General features: G+C 40.0%; 28 protein-coding genes. 13 read left to right on the forward strand and 15 right to left on the reverse strand.

What is annotated here, in order from left to right; all coding sequences use genetic code 11:
- Positions 1-126 precede the first annotated feature (126 nt).
- Together F936_RS11965 and F936_RS11970 are read right to left on the reverse strand one after the other, a co-directional pair.
- Positions 127-720, reverse strand: a complete 594-nt coding sequence (locus tag F936_RS11965) for a GNAT family N-acetyltransferase (protein ID WP_005047594.1) — start codon at positions 718-720, stop codon at positions 127-129.
- Positions 721-762: 42 nt separating this feature from the next.
- Positions 763-1,398: an FMN-binding negative transcriptional regulator gene (locus F936_RS11970; protein ID WP_005047595.1), complete on the reverse strand. Its 636-nt coding sequence runs from the start codon at positions 1,396-1,398 to the stop codon at positions 763-765.
- A gap of 115 nt (positions 1,399-1,513) precedes the next feature.
- On the opposite strand from F936_RS11970, the gene pdxR reads away from it, so the two are divergent.
- A complete protein-coding gene (gene pdxR, locus F936_RS11975) occupies positions 1,514-3,007 on the forward strand; it encodes a MocR-like pyridoxine biosynthesis transcription factor PdxR (RefSeq protein WP_005047596.1) in 1,494 nt (497 codons plus the stop codon).
- Positions 3,008-3,014: 7 nt separating this feature from the next.
- Here the strand turns inward: pdxR and F936_RS11980 are convergent, their stop codons facing one another.
- Both F936_RS11980 and F936_RS11985 read right to left on the reverse strand, forming a co-directional pair.
- The gene (locus F936_RS11980; protein WP_005047598.1) at positions 3,015-3,704 is read right to left on the reverse strand and encodes an LrgB family protein; all 690 of its coding nucleotides are present in this window, start codon (positions 3,702-3,704) and stop codon (positions 3,015-3,017) included.
- 11 nt (positions 3,705-3,715) lie between these two features.
- The gene (locus F936_RS11985; RefSeq protein WP_005047599.1) at positions 3,716-4,147 is read right to left on the reverse strand and encodes a CidA/LrgA family protein; all 432 of its coding nucleotides are present in this window, start codon (positions 4,145-4,147) and stop codon (positions 3,716-3,718) included.
- Between the two features lie 110 nt (positions 4,148-4,257).
- Between F936_RS11985 and F936_RS11990 the strand changes: the two genes are divergently transcribed.
- From F936_RS11990 to yghU, 3 genes are all read left to right on the forward strand, one after another.
- Positions 4,258-5,163, forward strand: a complete 906-nt coding sequence (locus F936_RS11990) for a LysR family transcriptional regulator (protein WP_005047600.1) — start codon at positions 4,258-4,260, stop codon at positions 5,161-5,163.
- 118 nt (positions 5,164-5,281) lie between these two features.
- Entirely contained in the window at positions 5,282-5,908 is a 627-nt protein-coding gene (gene yfcF / locus F936_RS11995; protein WP_005047601.1) for a glutathione transferase, read from the forward strand.
- 32 nt (positions 5,909-5,940) lie between these two features.
- Positions 5,941-6,789 (forward strand): glutathione-dependent disulfide-bond oxidoreductase, encoded by an 849-nt coding sequence (gene yghU, locus F936_RS12000; RefSeq protein WP_005047602.1) that lies wholly within the window; start codon positions 5,941-5,943, stop codon positions 6,787-6,789.
- A 77-nt stretch (positions 6,790-6,866) separates the two neighbouring features.
- On the opposite strand, the gene F936_RS12005 is transcribed toward yghU, so the two are convergent.
- Positions 6,867-7,274 (reverse strand): DUF2000 domain-containing protein, encoded by a 408-nt coding sequence (locus tag F936_RS12005; protein ID WP_005047604.1) that lies wholly within the window; start codon positions 7,272-7,274, stop codon positions 6,867-6,869.
- Positions 7,275-7,429: 155 nt separating this feature from the next.
- On the opposite strand from F936_RS12005, the gene F936_RS12010 reads away from it, so the two are divergent.
- Positions 7,430-8,032 (forward strand): LysE family translocator, encoded by a 603-nt coding sequence (locus F936_RS12010; protein WP_005047605.1) that lies wholly within the window; start codon positions 7,430-7,432, stop codon positions 8,030-8,032.
- Between the two features lie 47 nt (positions 8,033-8,079).
- Here F936_RS12010 and F936_RS12015 read toward each other — a convergent pair whose 3' ends face one another.
- Positions 8,080-8,898 carry an AraC family transcriptional regulator gene (locus F936_RS12015; RefSeq protein WP_003651218.1) on the reverse strand — a complete coding sequence of 273 codons (819 nt, stop codon included), beginning with the start codon at positions 8,896-8,898 and terminating at the stop codon, positions 8,080-8,082.
- Between the two features lie 361 nt (positions 8,899-9,259).
- Here F936_RS12015 and F936_RS12020 point away from each other — a divergent pair, with 361 nt between their 5' ends.
- The 4 genes from F936_RS12020 (at position 9,260) to F936_RS12035 (ending at position 13,849) form a co-directional block, all read left to right on the forward strand.
- A complete protein-coding gene (locus tag F936_RS12020) occupies positions 9,260-9,769 on the forward strand; it encodes a rhodanese-like domain-containing protein (RefSeq protein WP_005047606.1) in 510 nt (169 codons plus the stop codon).
- Positions 9,770-9,787: 18 nt separating this feature from the next.
- Complete coding sequence (gene epsC, locus F936_RS12025) at positions 9,788-10,729, forward strand: serine O-acetyltransferase EpsC (RefSeq protein ID WP_080595315.1); 942 nt, start codon at positions 9,788-9,790, stop codon at positions 10,727-10,729.
- 251 nt (positions 10,730-10,980) lie between these two features.
- The gene (locus tag F936_RS12030) at positions 10,981-11,913 is read left to right on the forward strand and encodes a family 2A encapsulin nanocompartment shell protein (protein ID WP_001107602.1); all 933 of its coding nucleotides are present in this window, start codon (positions 10,981-10,983) and stop codon (positions 11,911-11,913) included.
- Positions 11,888-13,849 carry a family 2A encapsulin nanocompartment cargo protein cysteine desulfurase gene (locus F936_RS12035; protein WP_005047609.1) on the forward strand — a complete coding sequence of 654 codons (1,962 nt, stop codon included), beginning with the start codon at positions 11,888-11,890 and terminating at the stop codon, positions 13,847-13,849. The genes F936_RS12030 and F936_RS12035 overlap by 26 nt, the downstream gene beginning before the upstream one ends.
- 397 nt (positions 13,850-14,246) lie before the next feature.
- On the opposite strand, the gene F936_RS12040 is transcribed toward F936_RS12035, so the two are convergent.
- Both F936_RS12040 and F936_RS12045 read right to left on the reverse strand, forming a co-directional pair.
- Entirely contained in the window at positions 14,247-14,885 is a 639-nt protein-coding gene (locus F936_RS12040; protein ID WP_005047610.1) for a LysE family translocator, read from the reverse strand.
- Positions 14,886-15,527, reverse strand: coding sequence for an alanyl-tRNA editing protein (locus F936_RS12045; protein ID WP_005047611.1), 642 nt, complete (start codon positions 15,525-15,527; stop codon positions 14,886-14,888).
- A gap of 90 nt (positions 15,528-15,617) precedes the next feature.
- Between F936_RS12045 and F936_RS12050 the strand changes: the two genes are divergently transcribed.
- Positions 15,618-16,553: a LysR family transcriptional regulator gene (locus tag F936_RS12050; protein ID WP_005047612.1), complete on the forward strand. Its 936-nt coding sequence runs from the start codon at positions 15,618-15,620 to the stop codon at positions 16,551-16,553.
- Positions 16,554-16,785: 232 nt separating this feature from the next.
- Here the strand turns inward: F936_RS12050 and F936_RS12055 are convergent, their stop codons facing one another.
- The 5 genes from F936_RS12055 to F936_RS12075 form a co-directional block, all read right to left on the reverse strand.
- Entirely contained in the window at positions 16,786-17,652 is an 867-nt protein-coding gene (locus tag F936_RS12055) for a cysteine ABC transporter substrate-binding protein (RefSeq protein WP_005047613.1), read from the reverse strand.
- A gap of 82 nt (positions 17,653-17,734) precedes the next feature.
- Positions 17,735-18,595, reverse strand: a complete 861-nt coding sequence (locus F936_RS12060; protein WP_005047614.1) for a transporter substrate-binding domain-containing protein — start codon at positions 18,593-18,595, stop codon at positions 17,735-17,737.
- 31 nt (positions 18,596-18,626) lie between these two features.
- The gene (locus F936_RS12065) at positions 18,627-19,358 is read right to left on the reverse strand and encodes an amino acid ABC transporter ATP-binding protein (RefSeq protein ID WP_004642454.1); all 732 of its coding nucleotides are present in this window, start codon (positions 19,356-19,358) and stop codon (positions 18,627-18,629) included.
- 2 nt (positions 19,359-19,360) lie between these two features.
- Positions 19,361-20,026 (reverse strand): amino acid ABC transporter permease, encoded by a 666-nt coding sequence (locus tag F936_RS12070; protein WP_005047615.1) that lies wholly within the window; start codon positions 20,024-20,026, stop codon positions 19,361-19,363.
- Positions 20,016-20,675: an amino acid ABC transporter permease gene (locus tag F936_RS12075; protein ID WP_002114214.1), complete on the reverse strand. Its 660-nt coding sequence runs from the start codon at positions 20,673-20,675 to the stop codon at positions 20,016-20,018. Before F936_RS12075 ends, F936_RS12070 begins: the two co-directional genes overlap by 11 nt.
- 64 nt (positions 20,676-20,739) lie before the next feature.
- On the opposite strand from F936_RS12075, the gene F936_RS18870 reads away from it, so the two are divergent.
- Positions 20,740-20,853 (forward strand): hypothetical protein, encoded by a 114-nt coding sequence (locus F936_RS18870; protein WP_080026786.1) that lies wholly within the window; start codon positions 20,740-20,742, stop codon positions 20,851-20,853.
- A 105-nt stretch (positions 20,854-20,958) separates the two neighbouring features.
- Here F936_RS18870 and F936_RS12080 read toward each other — a convergent pair whose 3' ends face one another.
- Positions 20,959-21,243, reverse strand: a complete 285-nt coding sequence (locus F936_RS12080; RefSeq protein WP_005047617.1) for a GNAT family N-acetyltransferase — start codon at positions 21,241-21,243, stop codon at positions 20,959-20,961.
- A gap of 262 nt (positions 21,244-21,505) precedes the next feature.
- Between F936_RS12080 and F936_RS12085 the strand changes: the two genes are divergently transcribed.
- Positions 21,506-22,711, forward strand: a complete 1,206-nt coding sequence (locus F936_RS12085; protein WP_005047618.1) for an MFS transporter — start codon at positions 21,506-21,508, stop codon at positions 22,709-22,711.
- Here the strand turns inward: F936_RS12085 and F936_RS12090 are convergent.
- Positions 22,689-23,579 (reverse strand): LysR family transcriptional regulator, encoded by an 891-nt coding sequence (locus F936_RS12090; protein ID WP_005047620.1) that lies wholly within the window; start codon positions 23,577-23,579, stop codon positions 22,689-22,691. The two genes, F936_RS12085 and F936_RS12090, sit on opposite strands and share 23 nt — an antisense overlap.
- A gap of 285 nt (positions 23,580-23,864) precedes the next feature.
- Between F936_RS12090 and F936_RS12095 the strand changes: the two genes are divergently transcribed.
- A complete protein-coding gene (locus tag F936_RS12095; RefSeq protein ID WP_005047622.1) occupies positions 23,865-24,341 on the forward strand; it encodes a cyclophilin-like fold protein in 477 nt (158 codons plus the stop codon).
- Positions 24,342-24,357: the final 16 nt, after the last annotated feature.

Consider the following 24,357-nt stretch of genomic DNA (forward strand, 5'->3'; position numbering starts at 1 on the left):
TAAAAACGCTTTATGGAATTTTGATCAATCAACCTACATCGGTAGTTATTAACCTGAAGTTAATGGTTGAAATAAAGAACAGCTATTAATGAACGAGTTTTAGGACTTTTAACCTACGACTTATTTCTAACGCGGTTTGCTTAACAGCCATTCCAAGTTTTGACGAACCGCAGGCCATTCATGTTTTAAAATGCTATAAACATGGGTGTCCCGTAAAATATCATCTTTTACAATTTGATGGCTTCTGAGTACGCCATCGAGCTTTGCACCTAAACGTACAATTGCGGCTTGGCTTTGCACATTTAAAGAAGATGTTCGTAACTCAACCGCAATGCAGTCTAAAGACTCAAATGCATGAGCCAACAATAGTTTCTTACACTCAGTGTTCACAGGCGTGCGCTGTGCAGATTTACGATACCAAGTCGAACCAATCTCTGCACGGCGATGTGCAGCTTCAATATGCATTAAGGTCGTCATACCCACCGCTTGCCCAGTTTTTCGGTCTTCAATATAAAATGGCAACATGCTTCCTGATTGCTGTAAACCAAGACGTCTTTCAATTTCAGCAGTCATCTGTTCAGGTCTTGGAACACGGGTATACCAAAGATTGTAGAGTTCTCCATCGCAAACTGCTTCTGCGAGGGATTCAGCTTGAGTTACATCTAGCGGCTTTAAAATAACGTGTTCGCCTACCAACTCAACAGGTGTAGTCCAAGACATGTTTTTCTCCTTAATGAATACTAAAATTTTATATTTTCAAAACTATTTGTTTAACTCAGCCACACTGTACATAGCATCCGCTATAGTTTTATGACCAGATTTCGATAGACCATCCGCCGCACCTAAAATATCTCGACGATCTTTGTTTTGCCCAAGTTTTGATTTTCCTTGAAGCTTGGTAATTTCAATTTCTATACCGACAATAGCTTTGAGCATGGGTTCTAGATAGTCTTTTGGTGCATCAGACATTTTCCATGGTTCAGGTTGAGATGCTTCATGTGTACGGGTTAAACGAGCCACGACACCTCGAACATAACGCTCATCATCTTGAATCGTCACTTTACCGTAAGCATGTACAACTCTATAGTTCCATGTTGGCACTTGTTTGTGCTGTTCATGTTTGGATGGATACCAGTTTGGAGAAATATAAGCATCACCCGCCTGAAACACGACTAGCACTTCATCTCCATTTTTAACGTCCTGCCAGACAGGATTAACTCTAGATACATGCGCATGCAACACCCCTAAGTTCCCTTCATTTGTCTGTAACTCAAACGGAAGATGATTTGCATCTAAACCATTGCTCCCATGACTAAAAAGCACACCAAACGGATGCTCTAAAATAAGAGAATGCAATACGTCCAAACGGTTTTCTGCAAAATCATCAGGGATATACATGGCTAAGAACCTCGTTGTAAATATCAGGATTATTTATATTTTGTGTTGTAAATTTTCTGGTTTATGTGGTTTATTAAAAAGAACCACTTTGTATTTTTTTAAGTAGACCAGAATTATGGCAAGAATGGCAAAAGTTGTTGAACTTCCATCTATTGCAAAGATTGATAAAAGCCAAGGAAAGATTAGTGCTCAATTGACCCAAGCCTTACGCGAAGCTGTGCAAAGTGGTGATTTGCAACCGGGAGACCCTTTGCCATCTTCCCGAGAACTGGCTCAAACCCTTGAGGTCGCCCGTGGAACCATCATTGAAGCTTATGATCAGCTTTTGGCAGAAGGTGTTTTTGATTCTCAAGCAAGAACTGGAACTTATGTATCTCATGCTTTGGTTAAAACACCTGCGCAGCAACATTTTCAAAAAGAATCGATTAAACCAAGCTCAATACCTTTGACCAAATCTGCTCTTTCTTATGCCCAAGTGCTGAAGGAATTTAAACCACTTCCCCATGTTCCATTTGCTGTATCTGTACCGGTTGGCCGCACTCAACCGAGTGATATTTGGCGTAAGTTTGGTAATAAATTTAGATCACGGGGCGCAGGTGTACCTTCTGGGTATGGTGAACCACAAGGTGTGCTATCACTAAGAATTGCTATTGCAGACTACGTGCGTCGTTCGCGCTCTGTACACTGCGAACCTGAACAAATCGTGATTACACCCGGCATTCAACAAGCACTTTATATTTGTAGCCAGATTTTATTTGAAGCCAAAGATGAGGTCTGGATAGAAGATCCGGCATATCGTGGTACAACAGCCATTTTTGAACATACCGTACAAAATATTCGCATGGTGCGTGTTCCGGTTGATGAAGAAGGTATTCAGGTTGAAGCTGGAATTAAACTGTCTCCGAATGCCCGTGCAGCTTTTGTAACCCCTTCTCATCAATATCCACTTGGCATGCCTATGAGCTTGGCAAGACGTACTGCATTATTGGCGTGGGCAAAGCAGCAAAATGCATGGATCATCGAAGATGACTATGACAGTGAACTCCGCTATAACGGTCAGCCCTTTCCATCTTTGCAAGGCATGGCACCCGATCAGGTGATTTATCTCGGAACGTTTAGCAAGGTTCTATTTCCATCTCTTAGACTTGGCTATGCAGTGTTGCCTAAGGAACTGGTTGCACCTTTTTGTGGACTGAGGGTATTAATAGATAGACATCCACCTACAGCCGACCAACATGTTTTGGCTGCTTTTATTCAAGAAGGCTATTTAGAGCGGCATATTCGACGTATTCGAAATGTTTACTCAGAAGTTCGAGAGCACATTATTGGTTTGATTGAAAAATACATACCTCAAGAGCTGGCTTGGTTACAACCGGGCGATCAAGGCATGCATATGGTGTTATGGCTTGCTCAACATATTAATGACGTTGAAGTCGCAAGCACAGCAGTCAATGCAAGCATTGCCATTAAAGCAATTTCACCGACATTTTCAAAAGAACAGCAACGTTCGGGTTTAATTGTTGGCTTGGGCGACTTTGAACTCGAACTTATGGAACAAGCCATAAAAAAACTATCAAAAATCATTCAACAACATGACAAGCCAAAGTAGACAAAATCTACAACAGCAACCATAGATGAATGGCAAACGGGCCAATCAGCACCATTAAGATACCTGCAATTACCATAGTTAAACTTGCAATTACGCCCTCTTCACTATTTCGCTGCTGAGCTCGGACTGTACCAAAACCATGGGCTGCGTTCCCAAAGGCTGCTCCATTTGCCACATTAGAACGAATTTTAGTAATCGCTAAAATTGCATCGCCACAAATCATTCCAACTAAACCTGTAATGACGGTGAATAATGAAACTAAAGCCGCCGAACCGTGAATATCTTCAGCTAAAATCATGGCAAATGGTGTTGAAATCGAACGTGCCATCAAACTATTGGTGACTTCAGGACTAAAATGGAACCACTGTGCCATTTCATAGGCAGACATCACGCCCACACTCATTCCCACAATAATCGCAATCGAGAGTACCCCTAAGTTTTTACGGATTGTTTCCCGATAGCGATAAATCGGTACAGCAAACGCGACCGTAGCTGGACCTAATAAATTAACAATCCACTGCGTATCTTCGGCATAAGTTTGATATGAAATTCCAAAAATCGTCATCAAAATGATGGTGAGTACAGGCACACTAATCGCGGGAGACAACCAAAGTTTTGGATGCTTTTGATAGATTTTTTTTGCCACAACATAGGCTGCTAGCGTCCAGATGAGGCAAAGAATTGACCAAATATTCATGTCATTTTCTCTTAGATATGCCTATGTTGAAGACGTTTTCGAGCCTGTAAATAAGCCTTCAAACGATTGTAATAATGAATGGTCAAACACGTACTGAGCATGACTGAAATAGTTCCAACTGCAATGCTCAAGACAATTTGCCAACCTTCAGTCATAAACAAGGTTTTATATTGAACTACGGCAACCACCACAGGCACAAAAAACAGTAACAGCTCACCTAAAACAACGGTTGCTCCCATTGCTACCTGATCCATTTTGATAATTTTAAAGAACAGGCATAAAAGCAATAAGAACATACCTAAAATGCCTGCCGAAACAGGTACGCCAAGTTTTTGATGTAAGAGATATCCCACCCACCAAAATCCAGCCAAAATTAGAATTTGTTTAACCAACTCTAAAAGTGAAAGTGGTGTGGGTGTTTCAGAAGCAGATTCAGTACTCATTTTGCGAAATTAAATGGTTAACTACACCATTATGCTATCTTGGTTAAACATGCTAAATATGAATTATTCATGTTAATATTATTCCAAAATGGAATAATCTACTCTTCGTTATGCTCTCTTTAAAACCATTACAGTGTTTCGTTACCTTGGTAAAAACAAAAAGCTTTACCCGTACCGCTGAAGAGTTGTATTTGACTCAACCGACGATTAGTAAAATCTTACAACAGCTTGAAGAGCAGCTTCAGGTACAACTTTTAGTTAAACCGGATCATGGACGCAAAAGACAAATTGAATTAACTGAAATTGGAGAGCGTATTTATCAACATGCGATTGAACTTCTTCAGGCAGAACAAAACATCTTTCTTGAAATTGAAAATTACCAACAATTAAAAACAGGTACTTTAAAACTTGGCGTACCGCCTTTAGGTTCGCAGCTCCTAACGACTGCCCTGTTTGATTATCATCAACAATGGCCAGATATTGAATTGGCTTTTATGGAGGTTGGTTCGCGCGGTATTGAACAAGCTTTACTCAACAACGAACTAGATGTTGGCGTTTTATTGCAGCCCTTTGATGAACAAATTTTCAATAGCATTGAGCTATGTAACTACCCATTAATGGTACTTTTACGTCGTGATGCGACTTGGGCAACCCGCAAAAAAATAAATCTAGAAGAACTACAACATCAATCGTTCTTAATGTTTCCCGAAAACTTCTCTTTAAACAGTATTATTCTCGATGCCTGTAAACAGCGTGGGTTTTATCCCTCTATCGCTTGCCGTACAAGTCAATGGCACCTCTTAGCAGATATGGTTTTACAACGTATGGGAATTGCGCTTCTCCCTCAATACTATACCGACATGCTTGACCCAACTTTATTTGCAGCAGTACCACTAGAAAAACCAAATATTCAATGGCACTTAGTCATGGCTTGGAAAAAGAACCTCCCTATCTCTCCAGCAGTAGAAGCTTGGCTCAGCGTTGTTCGTGAACATTTTCAGCACATTAAACCCTAATGAATAATGAAATTGCTTAATTCAAAAACCGATAAAGCTTTTCCACAAAAAAGCTACCCAATCTTTAACTCTCTCACTTAGACTAGATGCCATCTGTTTTATGACATGGACAATAACAATGAATAATGAACATTTTAAGCTGTACACAGATTCACAATTTCTAAGCCCCTACGCATTTACAGTTTTTGTCGGGCTACATGAAAAACAAATTCCATTTGAAATAGCGACCATCAACTTAGGCCAACAAGGCCAGTTTGAAAAATCTTTTGTAGCAAAGTCATTAACAGCAAAAGTTCCTGTACTTGAACACAATGATTTTGCTCTATCAGAATCATCTGCCATTTTGGAATATCTAGAAGAGCTCTATCCAAACAAACCAATTTATCCAACAGATATTCAGGCACGTGCAAGAGCTCGACAAATTCAGGCATGGCTCAGATCAGACTTGGTGGCATTAAGAACTGAACGTCCAACTGATGTTATTTTTATTGAACCCACATCTACCCCACTTTCAGAAGAAGGTCAAAAGGCAGCCGAGAAACTTTTTTTTGTTGCAGAAAAACTTCTAGCACCTCAGGCCGAATTTCTTTTTGGTTCATGGAGCATTGTGGATGCTGAACTCGCACTAATGTTACAACGCCTCATCCAAAATGGTGACGCTGTACCAGAGCGATTAAAAAATTATGCACTGCAACAATGGCAACGCCCGAGCGTTCAAAAATGGCTTGCCTTGCGACATAACTAAACCCTATATTTCAACCAAACATGAGATAAAAAATGAGTGATTCAAACTATATTCCTCCACAAGTTTGGCAATGGACTGGAGAAAAAACCGATTTAAACCAGCCCACTTCAGGCGCTCGATACGAACACACACTCCCTGTTGGGAAACACCCGCTCCAACTCTATTCTTTAGCAACACCTAATGGTCAGAAAGTCACTATTTTGCTTGAAGAGCTTTTAGAATTAGGGCATCAAGATGCTGAATATGATGCTTGGCTCATTAAAATTGGTGAAGGCCAGCAATTTGGCAGTGGTTTCGTAGAAGTTAACCCTAACTCTAAAATTCCAGCATTGGTCGACCATAGTCAAAATCCTCCGCTACGGGTTTTCGAGTCTGGCTCAATTTTGCTTTATTTGGCTGAAAAGTTTAAAGCTTTCATTCCGACCGATATTGCTACGCGTACTGAATGTCTCAATTGGTTGTTTTGGCAAATGGGTAGTGCGCCTTACTTAGGTGGTGGTTTTGGACATTTTTATGCCTACGCACCTGTCAAAATTGAATATGCAATTAACCGCTTTGCTATGGAAACAAAACGATTGCTTGATGTGTTAGATCAGCATCTAGCAAAAAATGAATATTTAGCTGGTTCTGAATATACCATCGCCGACATTGCCGCATTCCCTTGGTATGGTGGTCTTGTTAAAAACTGGGTTTATAACGGCGCCGAGTTTTTAGGTGTTGATGAATATAAACATGTAAAACGCTGGGCTGATGTGATTTTGGCACGCCCTGCGGTACAACGTGGTCGTATGGTTAATCGCACTTTTGGCGATTTAGAAACACAGTTACATGAACGTCATGATGCAAGTGATTTCGAGACTAAAACGCAAGATAAACTTTAATCGTTATTTTTAAAATAAAACCCACTTTTGCTTAAACAGTGGGTTTTATTAATCTTCAATATTAAAAATTATTTAAGCTATTGATGTAATGAAAGTCCCTTAATTGCCTTATCAACTGCTTTTTTAGGTCCTCTTAACGCTACCCCGACCAAATTTAATTGATTTGCATCGTCGGCCAAAAAAGCCGCTCGATTATCCTCATCATTTCCTGTAGAAAACATGGCATGTACATATGGAATAATCGTTAGATCTTGCTCAATTGCTTTACGATGCGCTTTTTGTAGTCCTGATAAATCACCTTCAAATACCAACATTGGCTGCCCTAACATATTGCCGTACTCATAACCATTTGCATCGATATAAGGTTTACCCAACATTTCAGGTACAGCCGAGGCAATCCCCGTTGCCAAAAAAGCCACAACATTTAGCCTTTGCCAAGTCGCAAGATCATTACGGACAATCAACGCAATTTTTGTGTCAAACATAAACCTCTATCCTGAATCATTTATCTCAAGTTAGTCATCATGCCTAATCCAGATTTTTTTCGTCTTGTACGTTTGTGCAAGCGCAATCACAAACGTACAAGACCCTAAATTTACGAGTCAGTATGCTGGGTTGTTTTTGATTCAGTAGATGCGTTATGGAAATCTTTCTTTATACCTTAAGTGTGATGTATAGCCCTGGCCCAGTAAATTTCATGGGTTTGAATGCGGGACTTACAGGACAATTCAAAAAAACCATTTATTTTTTTATGGGTGTCGGCTGTGCGATGCTGATCTTATTCATGATTTTTGGATATGCAGGTGCGGCTATCATTCCACAAAATGCCCTGCACTATATTGCCTTGCTTGGCGCGTGTTATACATTTTATCTTGCGTTTCAGATGCTAAAGGCAGATATCGATATTAATGATGAAGCTACTGAAATTCAGACGCTTTCTTTCTGGAATGGTTTTTGGATACAAACTTTAAATCCGAAAGGGATTTTGGTTATTTTGCCTGTTACAACAATTATGTACCCAACAGCGCACATTACTGGCATTCAAATCTTCTTAGTATCGTTGCTCATTTCGATGGGTGCAGCAGGCGCACCCTGTCTTTATTCGTGGGCTGGTGCAGTGTTAGGCAAAAAAATTAAAAATAAAATTTGGTTTAATCGCTTAAATAAAACCATGGCAATGATGCTAATCATTTCTGGCATATTTATGCTTTACGATTTCTTGAAAGGTATAACTCTAATTTAAGACAAATTCTATGTCAGTCTAAACAGGCTGACTTTTAAATAACCTGTTTAGGAAGATAACTTGTTGATCATCCGCCATCTGGCTGGAGTCAATCCAAATGCTTTTAGAAAATGACGAGTCATGTGGCTCTGATCAAAAAATCCGGCAATTAAGGAAGCTTGAGTCAATGACTCTCCATACATTAGACAAGACTTCACAACCTCTAACCTACGCATGGTCATATATCGATGTGGACTTGTACCAAATAGCAGTCGAAAGTCGCGTGAAAGACTCCAACGGTCGCGCCCAATATTTTTTTCAATATCATCTAAAGAAATATTCTCAAATAAAGATGCATGTATAAACTCTCTGGCACGTTCCGCTGCGACATAGTCATAAGAATGAGAAGTTCGCTGTTTTTTATCTGAAATTTCGTAAAGTGTAGTGGCTAAATCATATAAAGCATCTTGCTTTTCTAAAGGGTCGATATGCTGGTCTATCCCTTGCAATAAAACATCTGTTGCCTTAAATAAACGGGGGTCCCGACTTAAGCCATTTTCAAAAAATGGTAAAGGCTTACCCTTCATAATTTCCTGTAGGGTTGCAGGCTCTACGTACACCATCCGATATCTAAAACCATCTCGTGTACCTGACTCTCCATCATGTTTTTCATCAGGATGTAACACCATGGTCATTCCTGGCAAGCTATGTTTCATCTCTCCCCGATAATGAAAACTTTGAACACCAGTTAATGTCCGACCGATTGCAAATGTATCATGACGATGCGACTCATAAGCATGATCATTAAAAAATGCTTCGATTCGCTCCAGACTATTTGGATCGGAATTTCTGACAATCCAATCATTTGCATTGGGCAGTTCAATCACATCGTCACCAAAATTTTATACTTTTTAAGCAAAATTGAGTATACAAGTTATATTGCCAAATTGGCTCATCTGCAACACATTCGGTTAAATCACAAGTCATCTAGGTCAATAATATTTTTCTTATTTTTAATATCAGCTCCTATTTTATCGACATGATATTAACTAACCGCTCAATTATTATCTTTTACCCTTATCTCATTTCCATAATACTTAATAAGATTAATTAATAATATCCAACAAAATTAAATATACCTTATTGATTAAAAAATTATATATAAATAGATAATCCTTATTTTTGCTTATATTTAAAACGGCGTAAATTGAACAATAACAATCTGAATCAAAGATAAGGATATTTTCAATGAACGCTAAATTAAATACAGAAGCCCCTCAAAGCTTTATCTCAGATGGTTCAAATACATCCTTGTCAAACGAAGAGATTCTTTCTAAAGCAAAGCAATATGCGCAGGAACATGAACTGAATTTTAGCGGCAGCTTATCGCCCACTGATGCATGGCATCTCGTACAACAAGGGCACGCTATTTTAGTTGATGTACGCACCAATGAAGAACGTAAATTTGTAGGATATGTTCCTGAAAGTGTTCATGTTGCTTGGGCAACAGGCACGTCATTTAATCGTAATCCACGCTTTTTAAAAGAACTCGAATCAAAAGTTGGCAAAGATAAAACCATTCTTTTGTTATGCCGTAGTGGCAACCGTTCAGCACAAGCAGCCGAAGCCGCATTTAATGCAGGTTTTGAGCACATTTATAACGTTCTTGAAGGCTTCGAAGGTGACTTAGATGATCAACAGCAGCGTAATCAAAAAAACGGCTGGCGTATTCATCAACTCCCTTGGCAACAAGACTAAAACTTCAACACATTTTCAGTGAATCAAGGAAAGCTTGTGACTCAATGGAACATTAATGCTGTTGTACAGGGTTTACAACAAGCAAGGCATGACTGGCGTCAGCAACAGCACAGAATCAAAGAATTTGGGGGCCGTGAACTTCCATCTAAAGAAGCTTTAAAAGCTATTTTAGATGATCTCTGCGGGATTTTATTTCCAATGCGTTTAGGCCCTGCCGACTTACGTCAGGAAACTGAAGATTCTTATATTGCCTATACTTTAAATCGGGTACTCACAGCCTTACATGCTCAAGTACAACTGGCTTTAAATTATGAGGCAAAACGTCATTTGGGTCATTCAAGCACAGCCCAACAGCCGCAAGAGCTTGCTCAAAATATTGTTCAGGAATTTGCTAATACCTTGCCTTCCATACGTCGTCTTTTAGATGGCGATGTGCGTGCGGCCTACGAAGGCGATCCGGCGGCACATAGTGTGGATGAGGTATTACTCTGCTATCCGGGCATATTTGCGATTATTCATCACCGAATTGCGCATCAGCTCTATGCCCAAGTACCTCTACTGTCTCGCATTATTTCTGAGTTAGCCCACTCTGCAACAGGAATTGATATTCATCCGGGTGCACAAATTGGTAAAGGATTTTTTATAGATCATGGGACTGGCGTAGTGATTGGTGAAACCAGTGTCATTGGGGAACGTGTCCGTATTTATCAGGCAGTAACGCTTGGAGCAAAACGTTTTGAAACCAATGATGATGGTGCTTTGAAAAAAAATTATACACGCCATCCAATTGTTGAAGATGACGTTGTGATCTATGCAGGTGCCACTATTTTAGGTCGTATTACGATTGGTCGAGGGTCCATTATTGGGGGAAATGTCTGGCTGACACATAGTATTGCCGCAGGTAGCCAGATTTTACAGTCGCCAAATGAGTCTTATCAAAAAAATCATATTCCCGGTTAAAAACTATAGAAGTGAAATAAATAGATAAGGAGACAAATAAATAGTAAGAGCTGAATTAAATTAATTTAATGCTTATTTCTCATTTAAATATATTTTTATTTTAAAGATAGATTTTTAATTAATAAGCCACCTATTCAAAGTTTATAAAAACTTTTTATTTTTTAAAACCAGAATTAATTCTAGTTTATAGAAACACTAGAGTTTTTAATTTTTTGATTTTACCAAGCCACTGTAATAAGGAAAAATGATTCATGGCGAAAAATACTGATAAAGCCCAACTTGCGCTTGGGGACCATGCGGCTCGCCAACTGGCCAATGCAACCAAGACAGCTCCTCAACTTTCTACGATTACTCCCCGATGGCTGACTCACTTACTTCAATGGCTTCCAGTTGAAGCAGGTATTTATCGCCTAAACCGTGTAAATAATACCGATGATATTCAAGTGGCTTGCACACAACGTGATGAAGCAACTTTACCCCAAACTTTTGTTGATTATGACCCAGAGCCACGCGAATACTTTTTGAATGGTGTATCGACTGTTCTGGATGTACATACACGTGTTGCTGACCTTTACAGCAGCCCCCACGATCAAATTAAGGAACAGCTACGTTTAACGATTGAAACCATTAAAGAACGTCAAGAAAGTGAGCTCATCAATAACCCTGAATATGGCTTATTGGCGAGTGTGACAGATGATCAACGTATCTCAACGTTAAATGGCCCACCAACTCCAGATGATCTTGATGATTTATTACGTAAAGTCTGGAAAGAACCAGGATTTTTCCTTGCCCATCCAGATGCGATTGCAGCATTTGGCCGTGAATGTACACGTCGTGGCGTACCGCCTCCAACAGTGAGTTTATTTGGTTCGCAATTCATTACATGGCGCGGTATTCCACTCATTCCATCTAATAAAATTCCAGTAGAAGATGGCAAAACTAAAATCTTGCTGCTTCGTGTCGGTGAAAAACGTCAAGGTATTGTCGGCTTATTCCAACCGGGGCTTGCCGGTGAACAGTCACCGGGGCTTTCAGTACGCTTTATGGGAATCAACCGTAACGCGATTGCGTCGTATCTAATCTCGTTATATTGCTCACTTGCAGTACTCACTGATGATGCGTTGGCAGTATTAGATGATGTGGAGGTGGACAAATATCATGACTACCCAGTTAACTACAAGTAATCTGCAAGGTAGTCCAACAGGGCCTGAAGTGACTGGTGTTAACCCACCAGCCAACTTCCCTGATGAGTCCACCATTGCTCGACTTGCTAATGAGTTTTTTTCAGCATTGCCAAGCTCAAGCAGTTCAGCTTCTCCATCGGGCCTTAACTTGGACTTACCTGTCGGAGCGCCACCGCACCCACCGCAACCGGGTGAACCATTTTCTGCACTCAGTGGTCGTGCGCCCAATATCGCGTTTCAGAAAAGTCTCAATCCAGAATATCCTGAGCATATTCCAAATTTGCCAGACTACCCTGAACGTCGAATTGTAGCGTCTGCGCCTGTGGTTGGTGGAGCTAATTTGCCACGCCCACCATTTGAGCCACATTTGCCACAAGCTGCTCATAGTGAACCCAATGTGCCACGTATTGAACCAAGCCTTCCAACGGGTGCAGGTGAATCACCTTATTATTTTTTAAATGATTTTTCTGCTCCAAATACAGCAGAACCTTCTGTTACTGGTGTTGAAGATAACTATTCAATTGCACAGTCTTTTCAGTTGCCGCATGGCGACCAGCTAAAGTCTTTACTCATTGAAGATCGTTTTGCAGCTGACATACCAGCAAAAACCTCACCAAGCTCTGGATTTTATTTCTTAGACTTACCACAAAGCGGGCAAAGTTATAGTCACTATCAACCATTTCAACCTACCTTTGTAGCAAGCAGTGCTCAACCCTTAGATGTACATGCCATTCGTCGTGATTTCCCAATCTTGCAGGAACGCGTCAATGGTCGCCCGCTCGTCTGGTTTGACAATGCTGCCACTACACAAAAACCGCAGCGCGTGATTGACCGGATTGCTTATTTTTACCAGCATGAAAATTCAAACATTCACCGTGCTGCACATGAGTTAGCAGCTCGTGCGACCGACGCCTATGAACATGCGCGAAATGTAGTTGCCCGTTTTATCGGTGCACCTTCTTCCAAAGAAATTATCTTTGTTCGAGGAACCACTGAAGGCATTAACCTAATTGCAAAAACATGGGGTGAACAAAATATTGGTGAAGGTGATGAAATTATTGTTTCTCACTTAGAACACCATGCCAATATTGTACCTTGGTATCAACTCACTAAAAAAACAGGGGCAAAGTTACGGGTTATTCCAGTTGATGACACGGGTCAAATTATTTTAGAAGAGCTGCCAAAACTGATTAATGAACGCACTAAACTGCTGTCTATTACTCAAGTGTCTAATGCTTTGGGAACAGTTACCCCTGTTGCTGAAGTGATTAAAATTGCCCATGCCAAAGGTGTACGTGTATTGGTTGATGGCGCTCAATCTGTTTCGCATATACCAACCGATGTTCAAGCCATCGATGCAGACTTTTTTGTGTTCTCTGGGCATAAAGTGTTTGGTCCAACAGGCATTGGTGCAGTCTATGCGAAACCAGAACTGTTAGACACCATGCCAGTTTGGGAAGGTGGCGGCAACATGATTCAGGACGTTACCTTCGAACAGGTGGTTTACCAACCTGCGCCAAACAAGTTTGAAGCTGGAACTGGAAACATTGCTGATGCAGTCGGTTTAGGTGCAGCACTTGAATATGTCGAAAGTCTAGGCATTCATAACATTGCACGCTATGAACATGATTTACTTGAATATGGTCAAAATGTGCTTAGTAGTGTGGCTGGTTTACGTCTGATTGGAACTGCGCATCACAAAGCCAGTGTCATGTCGTTTACCCTACAAGGCTATTCGACTGAACAGGTGGGTAAAGCTTTAAATCAACATGGTATTGCCGTACGTTCTGGTCACCATTGTGCACAGCCAATTTTACGTCGTTTTGGTGTGGAACAAACTGTGCGTCCGTCTTTAGCTTTTTATAATACGACTGAAGAAATTGATTTATTGGTGTCTGTTTTACACCAGTTAACACGTAATAAGCGTACTGTTTAAATCTATTTTTGAAAAAAAGACTGCTTTCGAGCAGTCTTTTTTATAAATTATTTACTGAACCTTCTTGAGCTCAACTTCATATATAGGAACAAGTCAAAGTAGCTATCACAGCGGAGTCTTGTTATTTTAATTTCGATTCCTAGATTAACCTTCGGCTCGTGCTAAGAGTCATCTACAGCCTGCCCATAATTTATAAAAATAATGTTTTCGCAACATTTCCTGATAGATGAAAACAGTTAACAGGTTCTGTAGATAACAAAGTTTTTTGGTTACTTTTTCCAAAAAAAGTAACAGAATTAGCTACTTTCTATTGGTGTATAAACGATAAGACTCCGCCTTGAACACTATAAGCAATCTAAAATCGTACTTCTGCAACCCCACTAAATACTCTCGGCAATTAAACAAACAATCCCCAAATCAATCTCAATGCAATTCCAATCAACAACAATCCCATCACCCTCTCAAAATAAACCCCAAACTCCAAAAATCGTTTGCGTACTATTGGATGAGCAAACATTACACTCACGACCATAAACCAGATCGCATTAACCATACACATCCATACGCCATAAAAGATCTGAACTTTCATGGGAGTTGTTACACTCACAATCGTAGTAAAAATTGCCAGAAAAAAGATGGTAGCTTTTGGATTCAATGCATTGGTGAGAAAGCCCATCGTAAAGGCTTTAAATAAGCTTGGAGCATCTGAATCTGCCTGGTCATTAATCTCAATATTAGTATTCGGCTGACTACGCAAACACTGCCATCCTAAATACAGTAAATAAGCTGCCCCCGCTGTTCTGATGAGTGACATGAGCCATTCGCTTTGTTGAATCAAAAAGCCAATGCCAACAAGTGTATAAAACACATGAACCGAAATTCCAACACCAATACCAATCGCAGTCAGACATCCAATTAAGTAGCCATAACGTACACTTTGTCTTACCGTAACCACAAAATCTGGTCCCGGTAAAATCACTGCCAAAAAGTGAATGAGTGCCAGTGTTAAAAACTCATGCCCATACAACTGCCACATTTATTCAGCCTCCTTGGCAACGCTATAGCTGACACTGAGCTTTCCTTTCTTAATCTGATAGGACTGAATTTCTATAAAACCAATATCCCCCAACGTTGCAACATGAGTCCCGCCACAGGGAAATGCAGAAAACTCACCAAAACCGATTTCACGAAAACCATCTGCATGTTGCTGAAGATTGGCTGGTAAATTAGCCTGAATATATTGTAAACAATGCTGTTCAAGCATTTGAGCATCTAACTGCTGAGCTGTGTCCAAAGCAATGAACTGAACTCGTGCATCATGTGGCCAGTGTTGTGCTTTTACAGCTTGCCAGCCAAATAGATGCATTACATGCCCAAGCAAATGTCCCGCTGAATGTAAGCGGCTATGATAACGACGTCCTGCTTCATCGACTTGTGCAAAAGCCACTCCCAACTCAACAGGTTGTGTACAGTAATGAATGATTTCCCCTTGTTCAATCGCTACATGCACTACATCAACTTCTGCGATTTTGCCCGTATCACTCGGTTGACCGCCACCTTGAGGATGAAATGGGGTTGCCGATAAACGCACGGCAAAACGCCCATCTTCACAAGGATTACATGCTACAACTTCAACCTCAGCGGCAAGAGCACCTGTTAAATACAATGCTTGCGTCATATTTTTCTACATACACGTTAAGATGAAAAAGATTGTATTGCGATTTCTTAAACGCGATAATCCACTCTAAATCCAAATAACTTTTGCCTCATGAGCACAAATCAAAGTTTAGTTCTTTTAAATGAAATGGCGACTTTTGTTAAAGTGGTCGAGTCAGGGAGTTTTTCTGAAACGGCTCGACAACTCGGTACTACACCATCTGCAATAAGCCGTGCGATTGCTCGCTTAGAACGTGCTTTAGGAACACGCTTACTTTATCGAACCACACGAAAGCTTCGCTTGAGTGAAAGTGGTCAACAGGTCTATCAACGTTGCTTAGATATGGTCAATGCGGCACAGGCAGTGATGGAAAGTTCAGGCCAATTTCATGTCGAACCGCAAGGAATCATTCGCCTGAGTGTTCCAAAAGCCGTTGGACATTTTATGATTCATCCACATTTACCAGAGTTTTTAGAACGTTATCCAAAAATTGATATTCAAATGCTTTTAGAAGACCGTTACGTTGACTTAATTGATGATGAAGTTGATTTAGCGCTTCGAATTACCGAGCAACCCTCTGGCGGCTTAATGGGACGAAAACTCATTGATATCGATCACTTGATTTGTGCTACACCTGAATATTTGGAAAAACATGGCATACCAACCCATCCTCATGACTTAAAACAGCATGAATGTATCTATTTGGGTGAACAAATCAGTGATTCAAAATGGAAATTTCAACAAGGGAATAAGTCGATTAGTGTTACTGTGCGGGGCCGCTATGCTGCAAATCATACTGGTGTTCGTTTAAGCGCAGCCCTACAGCATTTAGGAGTAGCCAGCTTACCCTACTTTGTTGCGCGCCATGCTTTACAACAACAGACTTTGGTTCAAGTTTTACCCGACTGGGATTTTAAGACCTATTACAGTGGTGGGCTGTGGCTACTCTATCCGCCAACACGCCACGTACCGCCTAAATTAAGTGTATTTATTCAATATTTGGCAGATAAATTGGCAGCAGAGCCGACTTTATTTAAGTTCAAATAATATAGAATCGAGGAATTAAAACGATAGAATCCTATCTTTCTATTTCTAAAGCAATCAGCTAATTCTGTTACTTTTTTGGAAAAAGTAACCAAAAAACTTTTTCATCTACAGAACCTGACCACTGTTTCCATCTATAAAAAATATTGCAAAAACATTATCTTTATAAATTATGGGCAGGCTGTAGATGAATACTAGCTCAAGCAAATACTATCTAGAGTCCTCTTTATTAGAATTATTCAACCAATAAATCTTTTGGATTAATCGTATCGCCATACACTGGTTTCAACGTCTTTTCATAAGCTTGATGAATCACGCCTTCTTTTGCCAATTTCTCTAAATCTTGGTTCAACCAGTCCAATAGCTCTTTATCACCCTTTTTCACAGCTGGGGCGATTAAGTCCTGCTCACCCAAATTGGTAATGCCAACGGTGTAATTTGGATTTTCTTTAGCCCAAGCTAAAACCAGCAAGTTGTCATGGGCAAGCGCAGCACCACGGCCATCTTTTAAAGCATCAAAGGTTTCAGTGTTTTGCTCATACTTTTGCAGTTTAATTTCAGGATGAGTCTTGGTGAAGAATGAATCAGCCGTAGTACCTTTATTCACCAACAAAGTTTTATCTTTGAGTTGAGCAATATCTGTAATTGGATGACTCTTAGGAGACACCACACCCAAAGCAACTTTTAAATAAGGTTTAGCAAAATCGACTACTTCTTTACGTTCTGGTGTAACTGTAAAGTTGGCAAAAATAATATCCACTTTATTGGCTTTTAAATATTCGACACGGTTTGCAGCTTCAGTTAAAACAAACTCTACCTTGTTTTCATCACCCAACAAGTCTTTAGCAACATGCTTGGCAATCTCTACATCGAAGCCCTGATTTTTACCTTGAGCATCTAAATATCCAAACGGCGGTTTATCGCTAAATACACCAATACGCACGACTCCATTCTTTTTAATCTGCTCAATACTCGACACAGTTTGAGTGCTGTCAGCTGTTTTTTCATTAGATTGCGTGCCTTTATCACATGCAACCAAACCTAAACTCAGCAAAGATGCAGCGAGGACATGCTTTATATTTTGTAAAGTTAGTGTTGTCATTATTTCACCCTATCGTTCTTGTAAAAGTCTTATTTAAAATCACAGTGCCTACTTTTAGACACTGCTCCAGCGATATCGAAAATTATTGGCCTACATCTAAAAACACATTAGGATTAACCGATTCACCATAAATTGGTTTTAAGGTTTCATCATAAATTTTCTTAATTTCACCGCTTGTTCTTAGCTGCTTAATTTCAGTATTGAGCCAATTCAATAATTGGGTATTGCCCTTTTTAACTGCTGGTGCAATAAACTCTTGATCACCAATAGACTGGATACCCGCCACATAACTTGGGTTCTTCGCGGCCCATGCCAAAGCATAAGTACTATCTTGTGAAATTGCGTCGCCGCGACCGTCGGTTAAGGCTTTGAAGGCATCCGAGTTTCTTTCAAACTTCAGTAAATTCACTTTCGGATAGTGCTTAGTAAAATAGGTATCCGAACTGGTGCCTTTATTTACAATTAACGTTTTACCTTCCAATTGAGCAATGTCTGTAATGGGTTTGGCTTTAGGAGAGACGATCCCGAAAGCACCTTTTAAATAAGGCTCGGCAAAATCTACAACTTCCTTACGTTCAGGCGTTACTGTAAATGTCGCAAATACAACATCAGCACGGTTTGATTTTAAAAACTCCACCCGATTTGAAGCCTCAGTCACAATAAACTCAACTTTCTTTTCATCGCCGAGCAGATCTTTAGTGACTCGTTTTGCTAAAGCCACATCAAAGCCCTGATTATTGCCAGCACTATCTACATAACCAAATGGCGGATCGTCAGCAAAAACGGCAACTCGTAACACCCCATTCTTTTTGACTTGCTCTAAAGACTGGTCTTCTTGAGTATTATTTGCTTGCTCAGTTGATGGCGTTTTACTACATGCCGTTAATAACACCCCAGCAACAGCAATACTGCTTAATATTTTTATTGAATTACGTTTAAACATTCACTTCCTCATGATTCAAATAATAAAAAACTTAATACGACAAGATATTTAAAAAGGTTTTAGCTCGTTCTGTTTTCGGCTGTTCAAAAAACTCTTCAGGTGGTGCCTGTTCAATAATTTTGCCCTTATCCATAAAAATAATGCGGTCGGCAACCTTGCGGGCAAATGACATTTCATGTGTCACAATCAGCATGGTCATTCCTTCATTCGCTAACTTGAGTACTACATCGAGCACTTCTCTGACCATTTCTGGGTCAAGCGCAGCGGTAATTTCATCGAGCAAAATGACTTTAGGTTGCATGACCAGTGAACGGACAATGGCGATACGCTGCTTTTGTCCACCGGAAAGTTGTCGCGGATAATCGAGTTTTCGTTCAAATAGACCCACTCGCTTTAACAACTCATCTGCAACTTGTTCAGCTTCATCACGGCGGCGTTTTTGCACTTTGAGTGGTCCGAGCAAAATATTGTCAATGACATTCATATGCCCAAATAGCTCATAGTTCTGAAAAACCATGCCAATTTTTTGACGAGCATTTGTCCAGTCAACATCTTTACCCAAAACACCCGAACCTGTTAAACGAATCTCACCACCTTGAATCGGTTCTAAGCCATTAATGCAGCGAAGTAAGGTACTTTTACCGCAGCCCGAAGGGCCTAAAATAACAACCACTTCTCCTTGTTCTACATCTAGATCAATGCCCTGTAAAATATGACTTTGTGCAAATGATTTCTGTAATTGTTGTATCGATAACAAAGGCATAATTACTCCCAGACCTTTTCTAAATGTGCCGCCAAACGAGATAAGGGATAGCAAATCAGAAAATACAAAATAAAAATAAAGCCATAAATCCAAAGCGAGGCGCTCGGCACAGTCAGCAGCGAATTTTCAATAATTTGCTGGCCCACCTTAATGACCTCCACCACACCAATCAGAACTGCCAAAGAGCTGGTTTTCACCATTCGGGTAAATAAATTAATTGCGCCTGGTGTTACTCGTTTTAGACTTTGCGGAAAAATAACGTAGACCAATGCTTGAACATGAGTCAGTCCAAGCGCATAGGCAGAATCGCGTTGATGCTGATCGATCGAGGTAATTGCTGCACGGACCAAATCGCCCATTTCAGCCGTGCCCCACAAAACAAACACCACAACGCAAACCCACATTGCGGAAAACTGCCAGTTAAACCATGTGGCAAAGCCGAAATAAAACACAAAAAGCAAAACTAAAATTGGAATGATTCGAATCGCTTCTAAATACAGACGGCACAACGCTTTAACCGCTATGTTTTTAGAAGTCATAATGACACCTAAAACTGTGCCTAAAATTGCAGAAAAAAATACCGAAATAAACGCAATTTTTGCAGTTGCCCACAGTCCCCACATTAAACGTTCGAGATGACTCGCCTGAAATAAATAATCAAGTTCCATGGCTCACCTTCCGACTTCTGTGTTCCAGATAACTGGTTAGAATAGACACGGGCAATAAAATAATCAGATAAGCCATGATTAATAAAAACAAAGCTTCCGTGGTTTTATAGTCCATCCCAATTAAGTCTTTAGTGACAAAAAGCAGTTCAACGACAGCAATTGCACTGACCACAGAACTTTCTTTAATGAGAAATAGGCAATTTGCCCCTATTGCCGGAATTGAAATAGCCAGTGCTTGAGGAAAAATGACATATCTAAAAATTTGAATCGGTTGTAGACCAATACTTTTTGCCGAGTCAATCTGCCCTTTTGCCACAGACTGCAAACCTGCTCGAAAAGCTTCTGCCATATAGCTTCCGCCTAAAAATGTGAGTCCAATCACACCACAAGCAAAACCATCGATTTTGATACCAAGTTTGGGCAAACCGTAATACAAAAAGAATAGTTGAATTAATAAAGGGGTATTTCGAGATAACTCAATATAGAACTGGGCAATTCTATTTAGTACCCGCACACGATATGTGATTAAAATGCTGCAAATCAGTCCTACAATAATGGCCAGAATAATGCTGATAATTGAAATTTTCAGCGTGGTCAAAGTTGCAGAGAAAAATTGCGGCAACACACTATGGATATACTGCCAGTTCAAGGAAAATTCCAAAAAATAATATTAAAACGTTATAAATATTTAGCTCTAATCAGCGATCAAATATTTGTGCACTGAGTTTATTTTTTTCCCAATTGGTCTAAAACTATTTTTATTAGATAAGCTTTTCTATAACTTTGATAAATTCGATTTGGCAATCGAAAGCATTCAAATTAGTTGAATACAACCGCTTAAAACATGTCCATCTCAGTCCATATATAATAAAACCAATAAAAAAATCGGGCACCAACGCCCGATTTTTATGAAACAACTTTCAGTCTATTGCTTATTTTCTAAGGACATCGCCAATGCTTGGATCTTTATCAAATACCGATTTTGCATAAGGGCAAAGCGGAATCACTTTCACTTCTTTTTCTCGAACAAAAGCAACTAAAGCATCAAGTATTTGGCGACCTACGCCTTGTCCCCGATAATTTTCATTCACATCTGTGGCATCAATAATCAGCATGCCTTCGCCTGCCCATGTATAAGTCATTTCACCTGCAACGGTTTCACCATCAAGTAAACTAAAGCTACCGTGTTTTGTATCATCTTTTTGTTGAATATTCACAATAAATTCCTCTTCTTACGACTCATATTTATTTAAAAATGACTTTGTATATCTTGAACTATAAGAACAAATTTAAGTGTAAAAAAATAGCCTGTTTTTTGCAGCGAGTCTGTATGCTTTTTAAAGACAATTCATGCATAAAACTCATAATTCTATTCGTAATTCTACGTCTAATCCTTTCAAACCCTTGCTGATAAGCTCTGCAACCAGATTTGTTCATTTCTTTTATGAACATTTAACGGTTTTAAAAGTCGGAACTTTTATGTCTTCTTTTCATCAAATTGAGCAAGATACACATGAGAATAGCACACCTGCATGGGGTGCTGTATTTGTAATGTCACTATGCTGTGCAGTATTAATTGCCTCAGAATTCATGCCCGTAAGTTTACTCACACCAATCTCTTCAGATTTAAATATGAGTGAAGGCCAAGTCGGTCAGGCAATCGCAATTTCAGGCATTTTTGCTGTGGTAACCAGCTTAACTATTAGCCGTGTATTTAAGACATGGGATCGCCGTCATATCATGCTGTTACTTACCCTACTCATGATCGTTTCTGGCATGCTGATTACATTTGCTCACTCTGCTGCTTTATTCATGGTGGGTCGTGCAATTTTAGGTGTAGTGATTGGTGGTTTTTGGGCCATGTCGACTTCGATTGTGATAAGACTTGTCCCACCTCTTTCTGTACCTAAAGCACTCGGTCTGTTAAATGGAGGCAATGCGCTAGCAACCACAATAGCCGCACCTTTAGGAAGCTTTTTAGGTTCAATCATTGGCTGGCGTGGCGCTTTTTTCTGTATTGTCCCCATCGCGATTGTTGCGCTTGTATGGCAATTTAAAAGTATGCCCGCTCTTCCAGCAATGATGTCTGTTGAAAAGTCACAAAATCCATTTGGACTACTGAAACGTCCGATTGTGTTTTATGGCATGACAGGGATTTTATTGTTATTTATGGGGCAATTTGCGCTATTTACATACTTACGCCCATTTCTAGAAACCGTCAGTCATGTCGATGCGGCCATGTTATCTATTTTATTACTCATATTAGGTATCTCGGGTTTAGTTGGCACATTCGTGATTAGTTTTATTCTTCATCAACATGTCTATCGCTACCTCATCCTTATTCCTTTAATGATGGCAAGCATTGCTTATGCCTTTGTGCTTGGTGGTCAGCATTTGTGGTTGGTCGCAATATTGATGGGATTATGGGGATTCATTGGAACTTCGGCACCAGTCGCATGGAACACATGGCTTGCACAGACGTTGCATCAAGATACTGAGGTCGGTGGCGGTTTGATGGTTGCGATTATCCAATTTGCAATTACTTTAGGTGCAACTTTAGGCGGCTTGCTATATGACTCACAAGGCTATAGTGCTACGTTTTATATGAGCGCTATTGTGTTGTTATTGGGTGCTATCATTGCTTTTATTACTTGGCGAAGTGCTACTCACGCAACACATCAATAACCAACCTTAAGGCAGGCGAAAGCTGTCTACGATGTGGATAGTACAGGTGGTATCCGGGAAACTGGATACTGTACTCATCCAATACCTGAACAAGTTTGCCTTGATCGAGATCTTGTTGGATCAGTTCTTGCGGAATGTAAGCCAATCCAAATCCAGCTCTAACCGCCTCGACAATGTCGTAGCTTTCATTAAATATCCATTGTCCTTGGATTTTGATTTTTGTTTCTTGTCCATCCTTCAAAAATTCCCATGCATACACACTGCCTTGGGTTGTTAAACGAAAGCCAATACATTGATGACTGATTAAATCTTTGGGGGTTGTGGGAATTCCATATTTCTCAAAGTATTGTGGCGTTGCAATCACCGCCATTTTGACATCTGCGCTAATACGTACCGCAATCATGCCATCTGCTACACGACTTCCAAAACGAACACCTGCATCAAATCGCTCCGCAACAATATCCACCATACCGCTATTGGCAGCTAGCTCAACTTGTACATCAGGATAATCACCAGCAATCTTTTCAAGTTTTGGAATCAGCACTTCCCGTATCGCATGACTACTGGCATTAATACGAACCGTACCAGCGGGTTGATCCCGAAATGATGTTAAAAGCGATAATTCATTATCAATCTGGTCAAAGCTGGCGCTAATGGTTTGCTTTAACCTTTCACCCGCGGCTGTCGGCGAAACGCTTCGTGTGGTTCGGGTCAGAAGTAGCATCCCTAAGCGCTCTTCTAAACCGCGAATGGTATGGCTTAGCGCAGACTGCGAAATTCCCATTTTTCCTGCGGCCTTCGTAAAACTTCCTTCTCGAGCCACCATTAAAAAAGCATAAAGATCATTATAGTTTTCTTTGTTTATCATCTGCTTTTATCTCTTTGCACGGTTTAATCTCATTATAAATGATAAAACTATTTATGAATATTGCTCATAAGTCCATGTTTGTTTTTTAGGCTAATCATTATAAAGAGAATTTATTAAACTCTATATCAAGCAGTGAGTATCAAGATTTAGATGAGCTCAAGCATAAAAAGTACCTGATTTTATTATTATTAAAAATTAATAAATTCAGCTCATACCTTTACGCTAGAAATTGAATAACTTCACTGTATTTAAGTACGTTCTCTTAAAGAAATGAGGTTCTTCGATATGGCTAATCAGAAGTTTTTTCTCGCTTTACTCAGCATCTTTTTCTCATTTTCAGCCATATCTATCTCTTATGCAACAAGGCCTACGGGCAACAATCAACAAAGGTTATCGATGATGAAAATCCGTATTGATATTGAGGGGTCAAAGCAACCACTATTTGCAACATTACCCATGACACCGACTGTTCAAGATTTTGCCAAGCAGCTTCCGTTGACATTAACCCTTAAAGATTATGACTCTACTGAAAAAATAGCCAACCTACCCACCAAGCTAACTACACAGAATGCACCCAATGGCTATGCGGGCAAAGCTGGTGATCTTACCTATTACGCCCCTTGGGGTAATCTGGCTTTTTTCTATAAAGACTCAACTGTTGGGTACGCAAATGGTCTTATTTTGCTTGGGAAACTTGAGGCTATTCCCCAAGAGTTCAAGCAAAAACAACCCATCAAAATTTCAATTTCCCAAATGAAATAAGCATGAGCAAATTCAC

The sequence above is a fragment of the Acinetobacter calcoaceticus DSM 30006 = CIP 81.8 genome (assembly GCF_000368965.1).
GTDB lineage: Bacteria > Pseudomonadota > Gammaproteobacteria > Pseudomonadales > Moraxellaceae > Acinetobacter > Acinetobacter calcoaceticus.

Excerpts from the sequence above, each read along its gene's own strand:
- F936_RS12060 (WP_005047614.1), bottom strand. The coding sequence starts at position 18,595 with ATGTTTAAACGTAATTCAATAAAAATATTAAGCAGTATTGCTGTTGCT.
- F936_RS11980 (WP_005047598.1), bottom strand. The coding sequence starts at position 3,704 with ATGAATATTTGGTCAATTCTTTGCCTCATCTGGACGCTAGCAGCCTAT.
- F936_RS12010 (WP_005047605.1), top strand. The coding sequence starts at position 7,430 with ATGGAAATCTTTCTTTATACCTTAAGTGTGATGTATAGCCCTGGCCCA.
- F936_RS11990 (WP_005047600.1), top strand. The coding sequence starts at position 4,258 with ATGCTCTCTTTAAAACCATTACAGTGTTTCGTTACCTTGGTAAAAACA.
- F936_RS12065 (WP_004642454.1), bottom strand. The coding sequence starts at position 19,358 with ATGCCTTTGTTATCGATACAACAATTACAGAAATCATTTGCACAAAGT.
- F936_RS12020 (WP_005047606.1), top strand. The coding sequence starts at position 9,260 with ATGAACGCTAAATTAAATACAGAAGCCCCTCAAAGCTTTATCTCAGAT.
- F936_RS12030 (WP_001107602.1), top strand. The coding sequence starts at position 10,981 with ATGGCGAAAAATACTGATAAAGCCCAACTTGCGCTTGGGGACCATGCG.
- F936_RS12070 (WP_005047615.1), bottom strand. The coding sequence starts at position 20,026 with ATGGAACTTGATTATTTATTTCAGGCGAGTCATCTCGAACGTTTAATG.
- F936_RS12040 (WP_005047610.1), bottom strand. The coding sequence starts at position 14,885 with ATGTGGCAGTTGTATGGGCATGAGTTTTTAACACTGGCACTCATTCAC.
- yfcF (WP_005047601.1), top strand. The coding sequence starts at position 5,282 with ATGAATAATGAACATTTTAAGCTGTACACAGATTCACAATTTCTAAGC.
- F936_RS12035 (WP_005047609.1), top strand. The coding sequence starts at position 11,888 with ATGACTACCCAGTTAACTACAAGTAATCTGCAAGGTAGTCCAACAGGG.
- F936_RS11965 (WP_005047594.1), bottom strand. The coding sequence starts at position 720 with ATGTCTTGGACTACACCTGTTGAGTTGGTAGGCGAACACGTTATTTTA.
- F936_RS11970 (WP_005047595.1), bottom strand. The coding sequence starts at position 1,398 with ATGTATATCCCTGATGATTTTGCAGAAAACCGTTTGGACGTATTGCAT.
- F936_RS12085 (WP_005047618.1), top strand. The coding sequence starts at position 21,506 with ATGTCTTCTTTTCATCAAATTGAGCAAGATACACATGAGAATAGCACA.
- F936_RS12045 (WP_005047611.1), bottom strand. The coding sequence starts at position 15,527 with ATGACGCAAGCATTGTATTTAACAGGTGCTCTTGCCGCTGAGGTTGAA.
- F936_RS11985 (WP_005047599.1), bottom strand. The coding sequence starts at position 4,147 with ATGAGTACTGAATCTGCTTCTGAAACACCCACACCACTTTCACTTTTA.
- pdxR (WP_005047596.1), top strand. The coding sequence starts at position 1,514 with ATGGCAAGAATGGCAAAAGTTGTTGAACTTCCATCTATTGCAAAGATT.
- F936_RS12055 (WP_005047613.1), bottom strand. The coding sequence starts at position 17,652 with ATGACAACACTAACTTTACAAAATATAAAGCATGTCCTCGCTGCATCT.
- yghU (WP_005047602.1), top strand. The coding sequence starts at position 5,941 with ATGAGTGATTCAAACTATATTCCTCCACAAGTTTGGCAATGGACTGGA.
- F936_RS12005 (WP_005047604.1), bottom strand. The coding sequence starts at position 7,274 with ATGTTTGACACAAAAATTGCGTTGATTGTCCGTAATGATCTTGCGACT.
- F936_RS12050 (WP_005047612.1), top strand. The coding sequence starts at position 15,618 with ATGAGCACAAATCAAAGTTTAGTTCTTTTAAATGAAATGGCGACTTTT.
- F936_RS12095 (WP_005047622.1), top strand. The coding sequence starts at position 23,865 with ATGGCTAATCAGAAGTTTTTTCTCGCTTTACTCAGCATCTTTTTCTCA.
- F936_RS12090 (WP_005047620.1), bottom strand. The coding sequence starts at position 23,579 with ATGATAAACAAAGAAAACTATAATGATCTTTATGCTTTTTTAATGGTG.